Annotated in this window: 15 protein-coding genes; 10 read left to right on the top strand and 5 right to left on the bottom strand. The window is 36.1% G+C overall.

Going from position 1 to position 16240, the window contains the following annotated elements; all coding sequences use genetic code 11:
- Positions 1–56: 56 nt before the first annotated feature.
- Positions 57–1310, top strand: coding sequence for a UDP-N-acetylglucosamine 1-carboxyvinyltransferase (gene murA / locus BN358_RS20240; protein ID WP_019230362.1), 1254 nt, complete (start codon positions 57–59; stop codon positions 1308–1310).
- A gap of 60 nt (positions 1311–1370) precedes the next feature.
- Here murA and BN358_RS20235 read toward each other — a convergent pair whose 3' ends face one another.
- On the bottom strand, positions 1371–1982 hold the full coding sequence (locus BN358_RS20235; protein WP_019230361.1) for a LysE/ArgO family amino acid transporter: 612 nt from the start codon (positions 1980–1982) through the stop codon (positions 1371–1373).
- A gap of 145 nt (positions 1983–2127) precedes the next feature.
- Here BN358_RS20235 and BN358_RS20230 point away from each other — a divergent pair, with 145 nt between their 5' ends.
- From BN358_RS20230 to BN358_RS20215, 4 genes are all read left to right on the top strand, one after another.
- Positions 2128–2853, top strand: coding sequence for a pseudouridine synthase (locus tag BN358_RS20230; RefSeq protein WP_019230360.1), 726 nt, complete (start codon positions 2128–2130; stop codon positions 2851–2853).
- A 198-nt stretch (positions 2854–3051) separates the two neighbouring features.
- Entirely contained in the window at positions 3052–3846 is a 795-nt protein-coding gene (locus BN358_RS20225) for a sugar phosphate isomerase/epimerase (protein WP_019230359.1), read from the top strand.
- 123 nt (positions 3847–3969) lie between these two features.
- A complete protein-coding gene (locus BN358_RS20220) occupies positions 3970–5139 on the top strand; it encodes an iron-containing alcohol dehydrogenase (protein ID WP_019230358.1) in 1170 nt (389 codons plus the stop codon).
- A gap of 77 nt (positions 5140–5216) precedes the next feature.
- A complete protein-coding gene (locus tag BN358_RS20215) occupies positions 5217–5801 on the top strand; it encodes a GDSL-type esterase/lipase family protein (protein WP_019230357.1) in 585 nt (194 codons plus the stop codon).
- A gap of 198 nt (positions 5802–5999) precedes the next feature.
- On the opposite strand, the gene BN358_RS20210 is transcribed toward BN358_RS20215, so the two are convergent.
- The 3 genes from BN358_RS20210 to BN358_RS20200 form a co-directional block, all read right to left on the bottom strand.
- Positions 6000–7277, bottom strand: a complete 1278-nt coding sequence (locus BN358_RS20210; RefSeq protein ID WP_019230356.1) for a homoserine dehydrogenase — start codon at positions 7275–7277, stop codon at positions 6000–6002.
- 341 nt (positions 7278–7618) lie between these two features.
- A complete protein-coding gene (locus BN358_RS20205) occupies positions 7619–8779 on the bottom strand; it encodes a YibE/F family protein (RefSeq protein ID WP_019230355.1) in 1161 nt (386 codons plus the stop codon).
- 395 nt (positions 8780–9174) lie between these two features.
- On the bottom strand, positions 9175–9738 hold the full coding sequence (locus BN358_RS20200) for a pyridoxamine 5'-phosphate oxidase family protein (protein ID WP_019230354.1): 564 nt from the start codon (positions 9736–9738) through the stop codon (positions 9175–9177).
- Positions 9739–10103: 365 nt separating this feature from the next.
- On the opposite strand from BN358_RS20200, the gene BN358_RS20195 reads away from it, so the two are divergent.
- Positions 10104–11756: an EAL domain-containing protein gene (locus tag BN358_RS20195; protein WP_019230353.1), complete on the top strand. Its 1653-nt coding sequence runs from the start codon at positions 10104–10106 to the stop codon at positions 11754–11756.
- 232 nt (positions 11757–11988) lie between these two features.
- On the opposite strand, the gene BN358_RS20190 is transcribed toward BN358_RS20195, so the two are convergent.
- Complete coding sequence (locus tag BN358_RS20190; RefSeq protein WP_019230352.1) at positions 11989–12267, bottom strand: hypothetical protein; 279 nt, start codon at positions 12265–12267, stop codon at positions 11989–11991.
- Between the two features lie 182 nt (positions 12268–12449).
- On the opposite strand from BN358_RS20190, the gene BN358_RS20185 reads away from it, so the two are divergent.
- The 4 genes from BN358_RS20185 (at position 12450) to BN358_RS20170 (ending at position 16229) form a co-directional block, all read left to right on the top strand.
- The gene (locus BN358_RS20185) at positions 12450–12995 is read left to right on the top strand and encodes a pectate lyase-like adhesive domain-containing protein (protein WP_019230351.1); all 546 of its coding nucleotides are present in this window, start codon (positions 12450–12452) and stop codon (positions 12993–12995) included.
- A gap of 3 nt (positions 12996–12998) precedes the next feature.
- Complete coding sequence (locus BN358_RS20180) at positions 12999–13976, top strand: pectate lyase-like adhesive domain-containing protein (protein WP_306461336.1); 978 nt, start codon at positions 12999–13001, stop codon at positions 13974–13976.
- A gap of 415 nt (positions 13977–14391) precedes the next feature.
- Positions 14392–14691 (top strand): hypothetical protein, encoded by a 300-nt coding sequence (locus BN358_RS20175; protein ID WP_040584044.1) that lies wholly within the window; start codon positions 14392–14394, stop codon positions 14689–14691.
- A complete protein-coding gene (locus BN358_RS20170) occupies positions 14688–16229 on the top strand; it encodes an O-antigen ligase (RefSeq protein WP_040584042.1) in 1542 nt (513 codons plus the stop codon). Before BN358_RS20175 ends, BN358_RS20170 begins: the two co-directional genes overlap by 4 nt.
- The last annotated feature ends 11 nt before the right edge of the window (positions 16230–16240 follow it).

Below are 16240 nucleotides of genomic sequence, written 5' to 3'. Positions count from 1 at the left end.
AAAATAAACGAAAAACGATGATTTACATAACATATATTTGTTATTTGAGGAGAAACATGGAAAAAATTACAGTAAAGAAAAGCCTTGGACTTAAAGGAAACATCAGAGTCGACGGATCAAAGAATTCTATCCTTCCAATTCTGGCAGCAACACTTTTGTCAGATGAAGAATGTATTATACATGATATACCAAATCTTCAGGATGTGCGCGTAATGTGCAAGCTGCTTGAAGCTTTGGGAGCAAAAATTGAAAAAATCGGAAAAGGGTCATTGAAAATTAAGGCTGAAGCAATAGCAACTTGTGAAGCTCCATATGAGCTCATTAGCAAAATGAGAGCATCGTTTTTAGTAATGGGACCGCTTCTCACAAGATGTAAAAGCGCAAAGGTTTATATGCCGGGAGGCTGTGCAATCGGTTCAAGACCAATAGATTTGCACTTAAAGGGATTTAAATTCCTCGGTGCAGACATAAAATCAGAAAACGGATATGTGAACGCTGTTTCTGAAAAACTGATTGGAACGGATATATATCTTGATTTTCCAAGCGTAGGGGCAACTGAAAACATAATAATGGCCGCAGCTCTTGCTGATGGGGAGACTGTTCTTGAAAATGCAGCTGAAGAACCTGAAATTGTAGATCTTGCAAATTTCATAAACAGTATGGGCGGCAATATTATCGGAGCAGGAACAAAGACAATAAGAATCAAGGGAGTGAAGAAACTCCACAAAACAGAACATACAGTAATACCTGACAGAATAGAAGCAGGAACATACATGGTCGCTGCAGCAGCTACAGGAGGGGATGTTACAATAGAAAATGTTGTTTCAAGCCACTTGCAGCCGGTCATAGCAAAGCTCAGAGAAGCAGGAGCAAAAGTTGAGGAAATTGACGATAAAATAAGAGTGACATCTGACGGAATAGTAAAACCTGTGGACATAAAAACTCTTCCATATCCGGGATTTCCAACGGATATGCAGGCTCAGTTCATGTCGCTGTTGTCCATAGCCGAAGGAACAAGCATTATTCATGAAACCATATTTGAAAACAGATTCATGCATGCCAATGAACTGGCCCGCATGGGAGTGAATGTTAAAATAGAAGGAAGCAGCGCAGTACTGAAGGGAAACAGCAAATTAAGCGGTGCCAAAGTAAAGGCAACTGATTTAAGAGCAGGTGCAGCACTTATAATAGCAGGACTTATAGCAGATGGAGAAACTGAAATAACAGAGGTTTACCATATTAAAAGAGGATATGCCAACATAATAGAAAAGCTTCAGGAAATTGGAGCAAACATAGCTTACGAAAAATAAATAAATAGTGGCGGGTATAATGATGATTATGTACCCGCCACTTTAATTTTGCAAAAACTATTATAATGTTTCGAAAAACTTAATTCCAAGTTTTATGCCGTAATAAATGATGACTATTCCGCAAGCAATGTTAATTATCTTAAGGGATTTTTCATTGAAGGCTTTCTTGAACACGCTTACTATTGTTCCAAGAGACATAAACCATACAAAGGATGCCAGTGAAGAACCTATTATGAAAAACTTGGACATTTCAGCTGAAAGTGAAGCCCTGAATCCACCGAACAACAAAGTTCCGTCAATTATAGCCTGAGGGTTTGCCCATGTAACAAGAAAACATGAAAGAGCAACCTGAAGCATAGTCTTCTTTGTATCAATGGAATTGTTGAGCTTAGGCGTAGAGCGTATGAGCCCGATTCCAATCCATATGACAGCAAGTGAACCAGCACCCAGGAAAATCAGCTTCACAACAGGTGCCGACTCTATAAGAGCACCCATTCCGAAAAAACAAGCCAATGCCAGTGAAATATCAAAGAAAATTGTTATCAGTGCCACCATGTAAAGCCGCATCTTTGACTGAGTCATGGCTGTGTTGATAACATACATATTTTGCATACCAATAGGAGCAACATATGCAAATCCAACCGTAAATCCTTTCAAAATTGTTTGAATCATAAATTAACCTCTCTTAAATTATTTTGCCTAATTGAATCATAGCAAGTAAACAAGCCTTTGTCAATCCACCCGAATTTGTGGATTTTGCATTGACACATATTCATCACATGTTATAATTAATCAAAGAAAATAAGAAGAGGTACTCATGAAACTTCGAATAGACAAGATGCTTTCCAACATAGGAGTTGGATCAAGAAAAGAAATAAAACAATTTGCTAAGAATGGCCTCATAAAAATAAATGATGTGGTTGTTAAGGACAGTTCCAAAATAATAGACACTGATATTGATGTGGTAAAATACAATGGTGAAACAATGAAATATGTCCAGCACATATATCTTATAATGAACAAACCTCAGGGAGTTGTTTCAGCCACAGAAGACAATTACGACAAGACGGTAATAGATTTGCTGTATGATGAGGACAGTTTTTACGAGCCGTTTCCTGTTGGCAGGTTAGATAAGGATACGGAAGGTCTTCTTTTAATAACTAATGATGGGCAGCTTGCTCATGATTTATTGTCACCGAAAAAGCACGTGGATAAAACATATTATGTGGAAGCAGCTGAAGAAGTAACTGAAGAAGATGTTAAAACATTTGAAAAGGGAATTCTTCTAACTGAAGAAAATTACACGACGCTTCCTGCAAAGCTTGAAATAATTGAATCTGGTTACCCTTCCAAATGCTATGTTACAATAAGAGAAGGTAAGTTTCACCAGGTCAAGAGAATGTTCATTGCCATAAACAATGAAGTAACTTATTTGAAAAGGGTGTCCATGGGGCCAATAAAGCTTGATGAAAAATTAAAGCTTGGAGAATACCGCCACCTGACGGAAGAAGAATTGGAAATTCTTAAGAATCATACAAAGTAAACATGGAGTAGTCTCCATGCAAATGGACGTCACTGAAAAGTCTTTCCTGTCATTTTGAGGCGTAGCTGAAGAATCTCATATTTTCAACAAAATGAGATCCCGCAGTTTCTCTCAGGATGATAGCTTCTTAGGAGGCAGTGTACTACTGCAGATTTTATAATAATAAAAGAAATACTATATTTATTTTAGGAGCATAACATGAAACTGGGAATGCCTGCATTGGTTGAATACACATCCATAAATGAACTGGTTGAATTGTGTCTTAAGCTTAAGCTTGACTTTATTGAGCTAAACATGAATCTTCCGTACAATTTTATAGAAAATATTAATCCATCAAAGTTAAAAAAAATAACACAGGACAAGGGTATTGAATTTACTATGCACATGCCTGATGATGCTGACATAGGAACATTTTACGAAAGTGTTAGAGAAGGCTATGTGAAGCTTTTTTCAGACACCATTGACTGGGCTGAACGAGCAGGAATCAAACTTTTAAACATGCACATAATTGAAGGAGCAAAAATGACTCTCCCTGACAGGAAGGTCTACATATATGACCAATACTCTGAAGAGTTCACAAACAATTTCATTAAATCAATCAAGACTCTTTCACAAAAGGCTGAAGAAAAAAATGTGATTTTATCAATAGAAAACAGCAGTAACTTCGGTAAATTGTTCATACAAAAAACATTGGATGAATCAATCACTCACCCGAACATAAAACTTACATGGGACACAGGGCACGATGCTGTAAGCTCATTTACTGACAGGAAGTATTTGATGGAAAATGAAAAAAGTATTGCCCACATGCATATACATGATTGTTTACATAAAAAGGACCACCAGGTCCTCTTTGAAGGAGAACTTGACATTATGGAACTCATGAATTTTGCAGAACAAAAAGACATAATGGCTCTGGTAGAAGTGAAGACTGCAGAAGCACTGGAAAAATCAATTTTTGCATTAAGAGAAAAAATGAAACAAAATTATTGAACTACAACAGCGGGCGGGCACAAGACCTACGCTAAGGAATAAATATTAAGATCTGATTATGTTTATAGTTGAATTAATAAACAAAAAGATATATTATTATATAAAAATCTTGGAGGGAATAATATGAACAATTTTACATCACCATTTAGCTTCACATTACCTACAAAAATTGTGTACGGACCGGGATGTCTAAATGCATTAAGCGACGAAATGAAAACCTTCGGAGGAAAAAGACCCATCATAGTGACCGACAAGGGTGTTAGAAATGCAGGTATTTTAGATAAAGTTACATCAATTTTGGACAAGGATGACATAAAATACATAGTTTATGACGGAGTGGAAGCAAATCCAAAGGACGTCAATGCAGAAGAAGGAGCAAGAATTGCAAGAGAATTTAGTTCTGATTCCATTATAGCGGTTGGTGGAGGAAGCCCTATTGACTGTGCAAAATCCGTCGGTGTTCTTCTTGCACACAATGCTGACAAAATAAAGAAGTACGAAGGCAAGACTGCTGCTACAGAGCCTCTTCCTCTTTTAATAACAATTCCAACAACATCCGGTACAGGAAGTGAGCTTACATTTTCTTCTGTAATCACTGATACTGCAAACAATTACAAAATGACTGTAAAAAGCCAGTACACTGCAGCCAAGGTTGCCATATGCGATCCTGAACTCACTTTGTCACTTCCTTCTCATATAACAGCTTCAACAGGCATGGATGCACTTACACATGCCATAGAAGCATACACTGCAACATGTGCGGAACCCATAAGCGATGCTGTGGCATTATATGCTGTGGAACTGATTTACAACAATCTTCTGACTGCAGTCAATGAAGGCAGCAATTTAGAAGCAAGAAGCGCCATGCTTTTAGGCAGCATGCTTGCAGGCATAGCTTTCAGTCATTCTGACGTGGCTTCTGTTCACTGTGTGGCTGAATCATTGGGAGGAGTATATGATTTGCCTCACGGCGTATGCAATGCAATATTCCTGCCATACGTTATGGATTACAACATGAGCTTTTGTTTGGAACGATATGCAAGAATTGCCAAAGCAATGGGCATTGAGTACAGCACAGTTGAAGATGGAGCAAAAAAGGCAGTAAACGCAGTAAAAAAACTTGCTGTTGATGTTAAGCTTCCTTTGTTTTCAAGCCTCAGTGTTAATCAAAGTGACTTTGAAATGCTTGCTGAAATGTCAGTAAAAAATATTTCAACTGAAAGCAATCCACGCCCAATGAGCAAGGAAGATTATATGGCGGTCATAGAAAATGCATTTGCAGGAAACTTATAATAAGGCCTTTACACCGCTTAAATGATGTGATATTGTTTAAAAACAAGAAAATTTTGTCAGCGGTGAAAGGGATAGATATGAAAATAGTTTGTTTGGGCGACAGCCTTACATATGGATTTGGAGTAAGAAGATCAAAAATATGGACCAAAATTGCTCAGGATAAGCTGAATATTGAAATAGTCAATGAAGGAATAAACGGAGACACAAGCGGAGGAATGCTCAGCCGTTATCATGAATCTGTTTATATGAAAAGGCCTGAAGCAGTCCTTATTATGGGTGGTGTGAATGATTTTATTGCAGGCGCTGATTTGGGCGTAGTAAAGGCAAACATCATGTCCATGGCTCATCAGTCCATTGCAAAATACATAGACCCCATAATTGGAATTCCAACAAAGATAGATTTAAAGAATGTAAGACAGGACTGGAGCGAATTCACGGATTTTGAAATGGTAGCAAAAGAACTTTACGAATACCGCCAGTGGATATTTAAGTTCTGTAAAACATTCAACATCAAGTATATTGACTTTTATGAGGAATTTGAAAAAGCTACAGAATTGAAACCGGGAGATTACTACACAGACGGACTTCATTTCAATGAGCAGGGAAATGAAATATTGGCAGAAATTTTCTGCAGCGCAATAAACAGTTTTAAAAAGAAATAATGGTGTAATATAAATTGTACGGACGGATATTGTAGACGTTACTGAAAAAGTCTATTCCTGTCATCCTGAGCGATAGCGAAGGATCTCATCTTTGTTGAAAACATGAGATTCTTCGAGCAAGCTCTCAGAATGACAGTGAATAAATGTATAGTTTTCCAGTGACCTCATCGTGTATCCGCCCGTTGTTTTTAATTCAAATTATTTGAAATTTTCAACCACTATGATGCTTGCAATCTGAGTAACATTATTGTAGTCTTTTATTTCCTCAAGGGCTGCGTTGATATTTTTTCTGTCTACTTCATGAGTTATGAATACCAGTGGTGCAGTTTCATCTCCGTTTTTTTGTCTTTGAACTACGGATGCCAGACTTATGTCATTTTTTCCGAATATGCTTGCAATGTTTGCAAGAACTCCCGGCTTGTCTATTACCTCAAAACGGATGTAGTATTGCTTGTGGGCTTTGTTGGCGATTAAATATTTATTTTCTTTCTTCAAATCATCTTTAGCCTTTCCGCCTGTTTTCACAATGTGCATAACATCTCCCAGAACAGCGCTTCCTGTTGGCAGCGAGCCTGCTCCCTTGCCGTAAAGCATAAGTCCTCCAACAGCATTTCCCTTCAGGAATACTGCATTGTACTCGTTTTTTACAGTTGAAAGAGGATGGCTTGCCGGAACAAAGGCGGGATGAACTCTCAGCTCTATTTCATCACCTTTCCTTGAGGCAGAAGCCAGAAGTTTTATGTTGTAGCCAAGTTCCTTAGCATAACTTATGTCTTCTTTTGATATTTTTGTTATTCCTTCCTTTGGAATATCTCTTACGTTTATTCTTTGTCCAAATGCAATTGTAGACAAGATGGAAAGCTTGTATGCAGCGTCATCACCTTCAACGTCCGAAGAAGGGTCTGCCTCTGCAAACCCAAGAGCTTGTGCATCTTTTACTGCTTGTTCGTATTCAAGGTTGTTTTCAGCCATCTGTGTGAGTATGTAGTTTGTGGTTCCGTTGATGATGCCTGTTATGTCGGTAATTTCATTTGCACAAAGATTGTCTGTCATTGTGTTTATAATTGGGATACCCCCTGCAACACTTGCTTCATACATGAGCGATACTCCATTTTTATAAGCAAGCTCTTCAAGCTCTTCACCATGTGTTGCAATAAGCGCCTTGTTGGCAGTTACAACATGTTTCTTATTGTTAAGTGCTGCCTTTATGTACTCGTAAGCAGGACTGATTCCGCCAATGAGCTCCACAATGATTTGAGTATCCTTGTGGTTTATTACATCATCCGCATCTGTTGTGTAAACTTCCTGCGACAAATTAACGTCGCGTTTTTTGTCAAGGCTTTTTACCAGTACTTTGTTTATAACTAATTCTTTATTTAAACTTCCGGTTATTTTAGAATTGTTAATACCAATTATATTAATAAGTCCTGATGCTACCGTGCCCATTCCTAAAATTCCTAATCCTACTTTTTCCATAGTTACCTCCGCAAATTGTTCTCGATATGTGTACACGTGTTCTTTAAATAAATACCTGACTAATATAACACAACTTTTTAATAAGTTCAATAGATTATTTCAATATTTTTCCGAACAAAAAAATACCGGAAATTCCGGTATTAAAACTTTTGCATTTTGGTGAACTAGAATTCCCAGGTTGTAGGGGAGGACCTCGTGTCCTCCCGCTATATAAATTCATTGAAATAATAACAGCGGGCGTATACAAGATACGCCCCTACAGATTGATAATATAACATTTAGCGGTGAATTCAGATTCCCGGTTTAATGATGAATTTATATTTGTGAACCTGAAATCACGATCATTTCTTTAAATTATACACATATGCTGCAAATACAGACGTTATTGGTATTGCAAACAAAATTCCCATGCTGCCTATGATGGCCTGTATTATTTCAAACACAATCATTTCCAGGTTGAACAGCAAAAGTGTGTCGTTGTAGTTTGCAACAAGCAGGAGCACTACAGCCAGAGAACTTCCTATATACGCCAGAATCAATGTATTTGTCATTGTTCCTATGGCATCCTGCCCAATGTTTAGTCCAGACTTAAGCATTGTTTTGAAACTTTTTTCAACCATGTTTTCTGAAAGCTCATTTAATGCAGAAGCAATTGACATGGAAACGTCCATTACTGCTCCAAGGGAACCGATAACTATGCTGCTCCACAACACCGCAATGAGGTCAATTGGCTTTTCTGTTTCAAGCATAAGTAAAAACATGGTGTCGTCGTCTGTTATTCCGGTGAGATTTAAAATCTTGCTTATGAAGTATGCAAGGATCCCTGCAATCATAAGTCCACCAAGGTTTCCAACAATGGCGCACAATGTTTTTTTGTCTGCTCCATTTATTAGCAACAAGCTCATGAAAATTATGAAAATGCTCACAATTATTGATGACAAATAAATGTTGTTACCTTTAAGAATTGATGGAACAAACACCATGAATATTGATAAACATGTGAGCACCAGTGAAATTATGGTGTTAAGTCCTTTTTTGCGCCCAAACAAAATTATTAGAAGGAAGAAGCTTATTAAAAGCATCAAGAGAACACCGCTTCTGTCATATTCAACAAATGTCCATTCTTTGCCATCGCCGTCCCTTGCAATAAGGGAAGACATGAGAATCTTGTCCCCTTGTTCTACCACCTTGGCATCAACAGCTACCATGTCGTCCATGTACTGTCTTGCATTTGTAACGGTTCCTTTTTGGTCACCGTTTGTTATTTTTGCAGTAAAACTTATTGTTTTGCTTGAAAATGTTTCATAGCCGCTGTCAATGGTTTCTTCTGAAACATCATCAACAGAAATAATTTCAGCCTTGTAGGATTTATCGTATTGCTGACTGGCAAAGCTAACTTTGTTCATGTTGTAGCCAGCTAGTATAAATGCTACTGAAAGCAGTATTGTCAAAATGTACACCAATTTGTTCTTATTTGGATTGTTAAAATTTTTCAGTTCCATAACATACCTCTTCAAATTTAATCTCATTAAGTATATCACAATACAGAGATTATTCAAATTAAAATCCAAAAATATAGATAGCACCCAATTTTCTTTTCAATTCGAAAATCGGGTGCTATCTATTTGGGTTTTCTAATTCGAATCCTGTTGGAATCACCTCATTCGTCACCATCAAGATCAAATTAACTTATCTTACATCTGTTTTCATTTTCTGATACTATGACTGCAAATTGAGCTTTCATTATAGCTCTTATTCTTCAACTTTATGCAGCGATCTGTTGGAATTACTTTTCAGATTATTGTAAGTAAGTACAATTTGTTGTATCAATAATATACCCAGCTGAAAATACTTTAAACACTGTTTTAATAAATTATATGCACAATAATAAAAGGGGTTACTGTTGTTCCATTCGGCCCCATTTCATTTCAGTTCCGCTTTTATCATATTTTTTTCTTTTTCCTGTAACATGTTCAATATCAATTCTCAAAAGATATGTAACATTGTAACTCACATCAATTGCCGCATCAAAGTACTCCATGTCACCGGGAGTGTATTTTTCACTTATGAGCCTAAGTCCCATAATTTTCTCATTTTTATCTTCAACTATGCTCACATTTCCAAACACAACTGCAGATTCAAACTCAGTGGTGAATCTTGTCTCCAGAGTTTTCTTGATTTCCTGATTTGAATCTGTGTTTTCATTAAGTTCAACAGGAACATGCACGTCTCCTACAAATGACATACATACTTTTGGATTTCTTTTTATATTTTCAATTTTAGTTCCAAGTTTTGCAGAATGAAAGTAAATTTTATCATCTCTTCTTACAGGAGAAACAGGAATACAGTATGGACTTCCGTCTTCATTTATTGTGGCCAAAGTTCCAAACTGTGATTTATCAATTACAGCGTATGCAAAGTCCTTGTCCATTTCACGGTCTTTTCTTCTCATTGGATTCATTAAATACACCTCTTTTCATATTTAATCCACTTTTGCTTTTTTGTTCTCAAAAATTCTCAGAATCATCTTAAGTGGTGATTATATTGTATTATTAAAATATAAACTTTGCAATAAAAATCAGAAAAGATTAATGGTAAACAGTATGCCACAATTACGCTTTATGTTTGTATAATTAAATTTTCGTTTTATTATTATACTCTTGCTAAAAATGCTGTAATAATATAAAATATTTGTATTGCTGTTTGAAAACATAAGTAGTCTATGTAAATACAGTTCATTCAACAATGATTTATTTAATTTTTTCACCCTGTTTTTTCCATGGCATACCCGAATAATATAAAACGCGATAAAATATAGGAGAAATTATGAATAAAAAACTGCAAACGTTGGTTGCTGACTTGGGCAAGGACACATACAATTATCCGCTGAGCATTGTTTTTATTATATTTTCCATTTTCTTAACAACTTTGATTGCATACATGACAGGAGGCAGCAATTCGTCCCTTCACCTTTTATATATACCGCTATTTTTTTCTGTCTTGGTTTTCGGAATCAAGGGAGGAATCATCACAGCTGTTGTTGCAGGTCTGGCAGTAGGGCCTTATTTGCCGATTAATTCTGCAAACAATATTATGCAGTCGCCTGCCATGTGGTTGTTCAGGATTGGTATATTCATTGTCATAGTTGTATTTGTGGGATCACTCATTGAACTGATTAAAAAAACAGAAGAACTCGAAAAAAGAAAAGCTTATGAGGACTTGAGGACCGGATATTACAACTTCAACAAGTTTAAACTTGATTTATGTACTATGGCATCAAGCGGAAAATATCAGCAAATATCGGTAATCATGTTTGAATTTCAGAATATTGATATGATCAAGCGTTACGTTGACATAGAAACAAGTCAGAAATCTTTTGTTGAATTGTTGAAGAAAACTGAAAAGTATTTTGAAGACGGTACAATTTATGCAGCAACAAGCAAAAAAATAACTGTCATACTTCCTGAATGGGATGCATGGGAAGCAGCAAAGTCAGCCAAGGATTTCATTGCCACAACGAAAAGCCCTGTATACATAGATAGCTTTCCCATATCAATAGTGGTGAAGGGAGCTGTAATAAATTATCCCAAACATGAAACCGATGGTGACAGGCTGATTGTAAAGCTTGACAAGGCTATTGAGCAATGTTTGAGGTGCCATAGCGAAGTTGTCATTTATGATGATATTATAGAAATAGAACAGGAAAAGTATTACAGCGGACTTGTTTCATTGTACCACTCTCTTCAAAATGACATGTTCACATTATCATATCAGCCGAAAATAGATGTGAAAAACAATTCAGTTATTGGAGTTGAAGCGCTTTTGAGGTGGAAAGACAAGGATAAGAAAAGCATGTCAATTTCAGAACTAATAAGAAGGGCTGAGGATGCAGGTTTTATAAATCAAATAACAAGATGGGTTATAAAAAACACAGCCATGCAGATGAAAAGATGGGATGAAAAGGGCATTATCATGCCTGTATCAATAAATCTTTCCGCAAAGGAATTATCCGATGATACATTTGTTGAGTATGTAAGGGAATGTTTAGATGAATACTGTGTAAATCCTAATAATCTGGAATTTGAACTTACTGAAAGAATAATCATACTTGATGAAAAAAACGCCCTTGAACAATTTAGAAAACTGAAAAAAATGGGAATCAAGATGTCACTTGATGATTACGGATCTGGTTTCAACTCGGCTAAATACCTTATGGAATACGGCGAAATATTTGATTATTTAAAGATAGAAAAAAAACTCATAGACAAAATTTCAAATGAGAAAAACTTTGCAATAATAAAATGCATGATAAATGCAACTCACTTGTTTGGCATGAAGATTGTAGCCGAAGGAGTGGAATCTCTCTCTCAGGTTGAGTTATTAAAATCTGCAGACTGCGACTATATACAGGGATTTTACTACAGCAAGCCCTTATTTGCAGAAGACCTTGAAAAATTCCTGAAAAAACATAATCTGTAGGAGAGGACCTCGTGTCCTCCCGCATTAATATTTAAACAAAAACGAAACAATTGCTCACCAAACTGTATGCTCGGACCTTGTGTCCTTTCACATTCATATTTCAACAAACGGTATATTTTGCTCGCCAAGACGTAGGGGCGGACCTTGTGTCCGCCCGAAAGTCAAACTCCAATATTTTATATAATTCCAACCAAAAAGAGACACCCAAAGGTGTCTCAAAACATACATTTAATTAATCTAATGCTTCTCTTAACAATGCAAGCAAGCATTCATAAACACATTCGCATCTATTTCTGGTTCCGCCGCCAGGGTTTACTGATCCAGGTCTATCGTGGCAAGGATGCCAGCAGTCATGGTGGTCTTCTACAGCTTCAGCTAACAATTCAAACAAGCATTCATAAACACATTCGCAATCGCATCTTCTTAGTCCAGTTTCGCCGCCTACATTACCATTGTTGCATTTTCTTCTGCCAGTATTACCAGCTACGTTACCATTATTTGGTCTACCCATTGATAAAAACACCTTTATATATAAATTTTGAGCCAAGCTCATTCATATCATATTCTCTCATACGAAATGTGTGACAAAAAATGTCGAAATAAATCACAAAATGGTTAAAACATTCTGAAATTCGAGCGTATTAAGGCGTTTAAATATTATTTAAAGTAATATAATGTTAATGGAAATAAAAAATGTTATTTATTAATAATATCAGTTTGACTTCAGCAGATGTTGCTAATTTGGCTGACTTTAAAGCAGCAGTTTCGAACACTACAATAAATACAATCAATCTGACAGGCGACATAACTACAGCAGAAGAGTTGGTGGTTAGCCGTGCTGTTACAATAAACGGCAATGGACATGCAATAACATTTACAGGTAATGATGAAGATTGGCAAGGAAATTATGTGCTTCAGATTTATAACACCACTGGAGTAGCAATCAGTAATATTAAACTGAGCGGAGCTGACGGAGGATTGCTGGTTAATGCTTCAGCAGTTACACTGACAGGAACAATAAATGTATCAGACAACGAATTTGGAGGAATTGAAGTTAGCAAGGGTACTGCAGAAGGGTTGCCAGATCCATCACTTACAGCTACAGGAGTTTCATTTACCAATACATCAGAAAAATACGGACAGCCTACAATATGGGAAGATAAAATAACCAGAACCGTAACAGTTGCTGAAGGAATTTTTACTTTAAACTATACTTTTAAATCAGATCAAGTACAATAATACCTGGTACCAGATCACGCTGTTGACCCAAATGCCAACATAGCAGAGGTATCTACATTGGCTGATTTAAGGGCAGCACTTGCAAACACTGCTAAGACTATTATAAACATCAATGCAAACATAGGGGAAATAGATGCAAGAATAGTGGCTGACAGACCAATTACAATCAACGGCAACAATTATACATTAAGTTTCACAGATGCTATCAATGATTCAGTATATGGAACAAGACATGGTATTCTGGTAAGTGCAAACAACGTAACAATCAACAATTTGAAAGTTCAAATGACACCAAAAGCTATATGGCAAGGAACATATGGTATCCAGGCTATAAGTTCAATAGGTGTTGTTCTCAGTAATATCACTGTAACCGGAGCTGACGGAGGCATACTGGTTAACGGAGCTGAAGTTAAATTAATAAGAACAACAACATTAAGCGGAAATGAATTTGGTGGAATTGAAGTGTCAAAAGGAAGTGGTATAACAGCAACGCCAAAATTGACTGTAACAGGAACACTGGTAAATGCTGATGAAGCAATTGCACTTCCAACAATCTGGGAAGATGGAGTATCAGGCAATGTTACTTCAACCGGAACTGACTTGACTCAAATAGGAATCTATGGACAGCAACAATATTATTTGAGAGCAGAAAATGCAATTCCTGTAACATTAGAAGGATTAAGCGGTTCAATAAATGCGACAGTAGATCAAGTACAAAGTGTTTCAATAAAAGCTTCTTTAAAAGCCGGAGTAGATTCGGTTGAAAATACAGCTCTGGTTATTGAAGTTAGCAAGACTGATATTGTAGCAGAAAATGTTGTTATTACAAGTTCAGTTAATGCAACAGTAACACCAGATGACACAGTAACCGGCAAACTGGTATTCAACATGGGAGAAATATCATTTGATGACGCAACAAACTTAAATATAACATTTAATACTGCAGGTACATACAGTTTCAATGTTTATTTAGAACAATAAGATTAACCCCCTAGTTTATGAACATGAAAGCACCTCACATACTTGGAGGCCACTGAAAAACTATGAATTATTCACTGTCATTCTGAGAGCTTGCTCGGAGGAAATTATATTTTCAACAAAGATGAGATCCTTCATTATCGTCCAGTATGACATAAATATACTTTTTCTGTGACGTCCATACTTGTGGGGTGTTTTCTATAAATAAGATTATTTGAAAATAATCGCTTACATTACTATATGTGTTGAAATATTTATAAATATTAATAAGAATGTTTGCATTAGTGTTAAAGGCATCAAGAATAAATCAATATATTGAAAAAGGCATATTTTTGTTTGCTTTTGAAGCATACCGTGTTATAATATATAAGCATAAAATAATTGCGACAAATTATTACATTAATATGGGGGATCAAAATTGAAAGTCAAAAGAGAACAAGCAAAACAAGAACCTATTAAAATAGATTACGAAAACAAAAGATTATCAACTATTTATTTCATGCCACTTTTGTTGATTGCAGGCTTTGTACCTCTTATAGTATACGCTAAGTACATTGATTTGACAGGAACAACACAGTCTCTTTATTGGACAGGCCAGCAGCAGTACCTGGATTTTTTCAGCTACTGGAAATCCCGCTGGGTAGTTGCACTTACATTAATAGGACTTATTTTTTACATAATATTATATAAACAAAAAAATTACCTTTCAAGAATTTGAAACAATACTACATACCACTTGGAATATATGCATTATTTGTAATCATATCAACTATATTTGCCATAGATACACAAACAGCACTGTGGGGATTTGTGGACATGTATCAAGGCATGTTTGTACTGTTAAGCTACGTCATAATCACATTCCTGACAATCAACTTTGTAAACAGTGAAAGGGATGTGAATTTATTTGTTAATGCATTTTTGTTCCTGATGATTGTGGAAGGAATAATAGGAGTAGGTCAATATTTCGGATTTGACTTCTTCCAATCAACAATAGGCAAGAGTCTGATTGTGCCGGGAAAGATTCAGGTTGATGGACTTTCGTTTACATTTGGACCAAAGACCATTTACGGAACTCTGTTCAACACAAACTTTGTCGGAAGCTTTGCAACACTGATGTTGCCTATGGCGGTTGCAATACTTTTAGGAACAAATAACAGTAAGCAAAGAATAACAGCAGCAATTGCAGTTGTAATAATGCTGTTTGTATGGATAGGTTGTAACTCGAGGGCAGGATATCTGGGAGTTGCTGTATCAGCCGTGTTTGGGCTGTTGCTTTTCAGGAAGGCTTTAATGAAGTACTGGATGGCGTCGGCAGGAATGGTTATAATTTTTGCTTTGGTTTTAGTTGGACTTAACAACTATACCGAAGGCGGGATTTCAAAAAGAATAAAAACGTTCAATGTGAAAGAGCAAATTAACACGATTAAAGCTAAATCTAACGACGAAAAAACATTTAGATTTGAAGATATAATATTGGGACAAAATTCATTTGCGATACAAACAAATTATGAAACATTGAACTTCAAAATTGATGGAAATAAATTGTATTTTATGGATGAAAATAACAATGAATTGGAAATAACAACAAAAGGAAAAGAAATAACTATCAATGATAAAAAATATGCTGGATATAAGATTACAATTGCAGATAAATATCCCGGTGTCACTGTAACTAGGGTGGGCAGAAACTTCAGCTTTTATTTTACTGACACCGGTGTTAAACTGATTAGTTCAGGAGGTAGGTTAACTGCACCTATGATAGCTGATACTTTTGAACCGCTTAATGGACTGGAAAAACTTGCATCAAGCAGAGGATACATTTGGGGTAGAACAATTCCTTTGCTTAAAAATTATGTTATTTTTGGCTCGGGTCCAGACAATTACCCAATCGCATTTCCTCAGGATGACATACTGGCTAAATCAAATGCACTTTCTGATTCAACCACAGTAGTTGACAAACCACACAATATGTATTTGCAGATTGCGACAAATTCGGGGATTGTTACTCTGATATCATTAATTGCAATAGTGGGAATATATATTATAAACAGCCTGAAATTATATTTCAAAACAAATTATGATTCTATTGAAAAATATTTGGGATCTTCATGCTTGATTTGCGTAATTGGATATCTGGCAGCAGGTATGTTTAATGACAATGTAGTAAGTGTTGCACCAATATTTTGGATAATTCTAGGACTGGGAATAAGTATAAATCTAAGGGTGAGAAATAAAATTTTGGAAGAAAAGTAATTGGGGGCAAA

It is taken from the genome of Sedimentibacter sp. B4, assembly GCF_000309315.1.
GTDB lineage: Bacteria > Bacillota > Clostridia > Tissierellales > Sedimentibacteraceae > Sedimentibacter > Sedimentibacter saalensis.
Note: the sequence above shows the minus strand (reverse complement) of the source record. Positions and strands in the feature narration are given on the sequence as shown.

Excerpts from the sequence above, each read along its gene's own strand:
- murA (WP_019230362.1), top strand. The coding sequence starts at position 57 with ATGGAAAAAATTACAGTAAAGAAAAGCCTTGGACTTAAAGGAAACATC.
- BN358_RS20235 (WP_019230361.1), bottom strand. The coding sequence starts at position 1,982 with ATGATTCAAACAATTTTGAAAGGATTTACGGTTGGATTTGCATATGTT.
- BN358_RS20230 (WP_019230360.1), top strand. The coding sequence starts at position 2,128 with ATGAAACTTCGAATAGACAAGATGCTTTCCAACATAGGAGTTGGATCA.
- BN358_RS20225 (WP_019230359.1), top strand. The coding sequence starts at position 3,052 with ATGAAACTGGGAATGCCTGCATTGGTTGAATACACATCCATAAATGAA.
- BN358_RS20220 (WP_019230358.1), top strand. The coding sequence starts at position 3,970 with ATGAACAATTTTACATCACCATTTAGCTTCACATTACCTACAAAAATT.
- BN358_RS20215 (WP_019230357.1), top strand. The coding sequence starts at position 5,217 with ATGAAAATAGTTTGTTTGGGCGACAGCCTTACATATGGATTTGGAGTA.
- BN358_RS20210 (WP_019230356.1), bottom strand. The coding sequence starts at position 7,277 with ATGGAAAAAGTAGGATTAGGAATTTTAGGAATGGGCACGGTAGCATCA.
- BN358_RS20205 (WP_019230355.1), bottom strand. The coding sequence starts at position 8,779 with ATGGAACTGAAAAATTTTAACAATCCAAATAAGAACAAATTGGTGTAC.
- BN358_RS20200 (WP_019230354.1), bottom strand. The coding sequence starts at position 9,738 with ATGAATCCAATGAGAAGAAAAGACCGTGAAATGGACAAGGACTTTGCA.
- BN358_RS20195 (WP_019230353.1), top strand. The coding sequence starts at position 10,104 with ATGAATAAAAAACTGCAAACGTTGGTTGCTGACTTGGGCAAGGACACA.
- BN358_RS20190 (WP_019230352.1), bottom strand. The coding sequence starts at position 12,267 with ATGGGTAGACCAAATAATGGTAACGTAGCTGGTAATACTGGCAGAAGA.
- BN358_RS20185 (WP_019230351.1), top strand. The coding sequence starts at position 12,450 with ATGTTATTTATTAATAATATCAGTTTGACTTCAGCAGATGTTGCTAAT.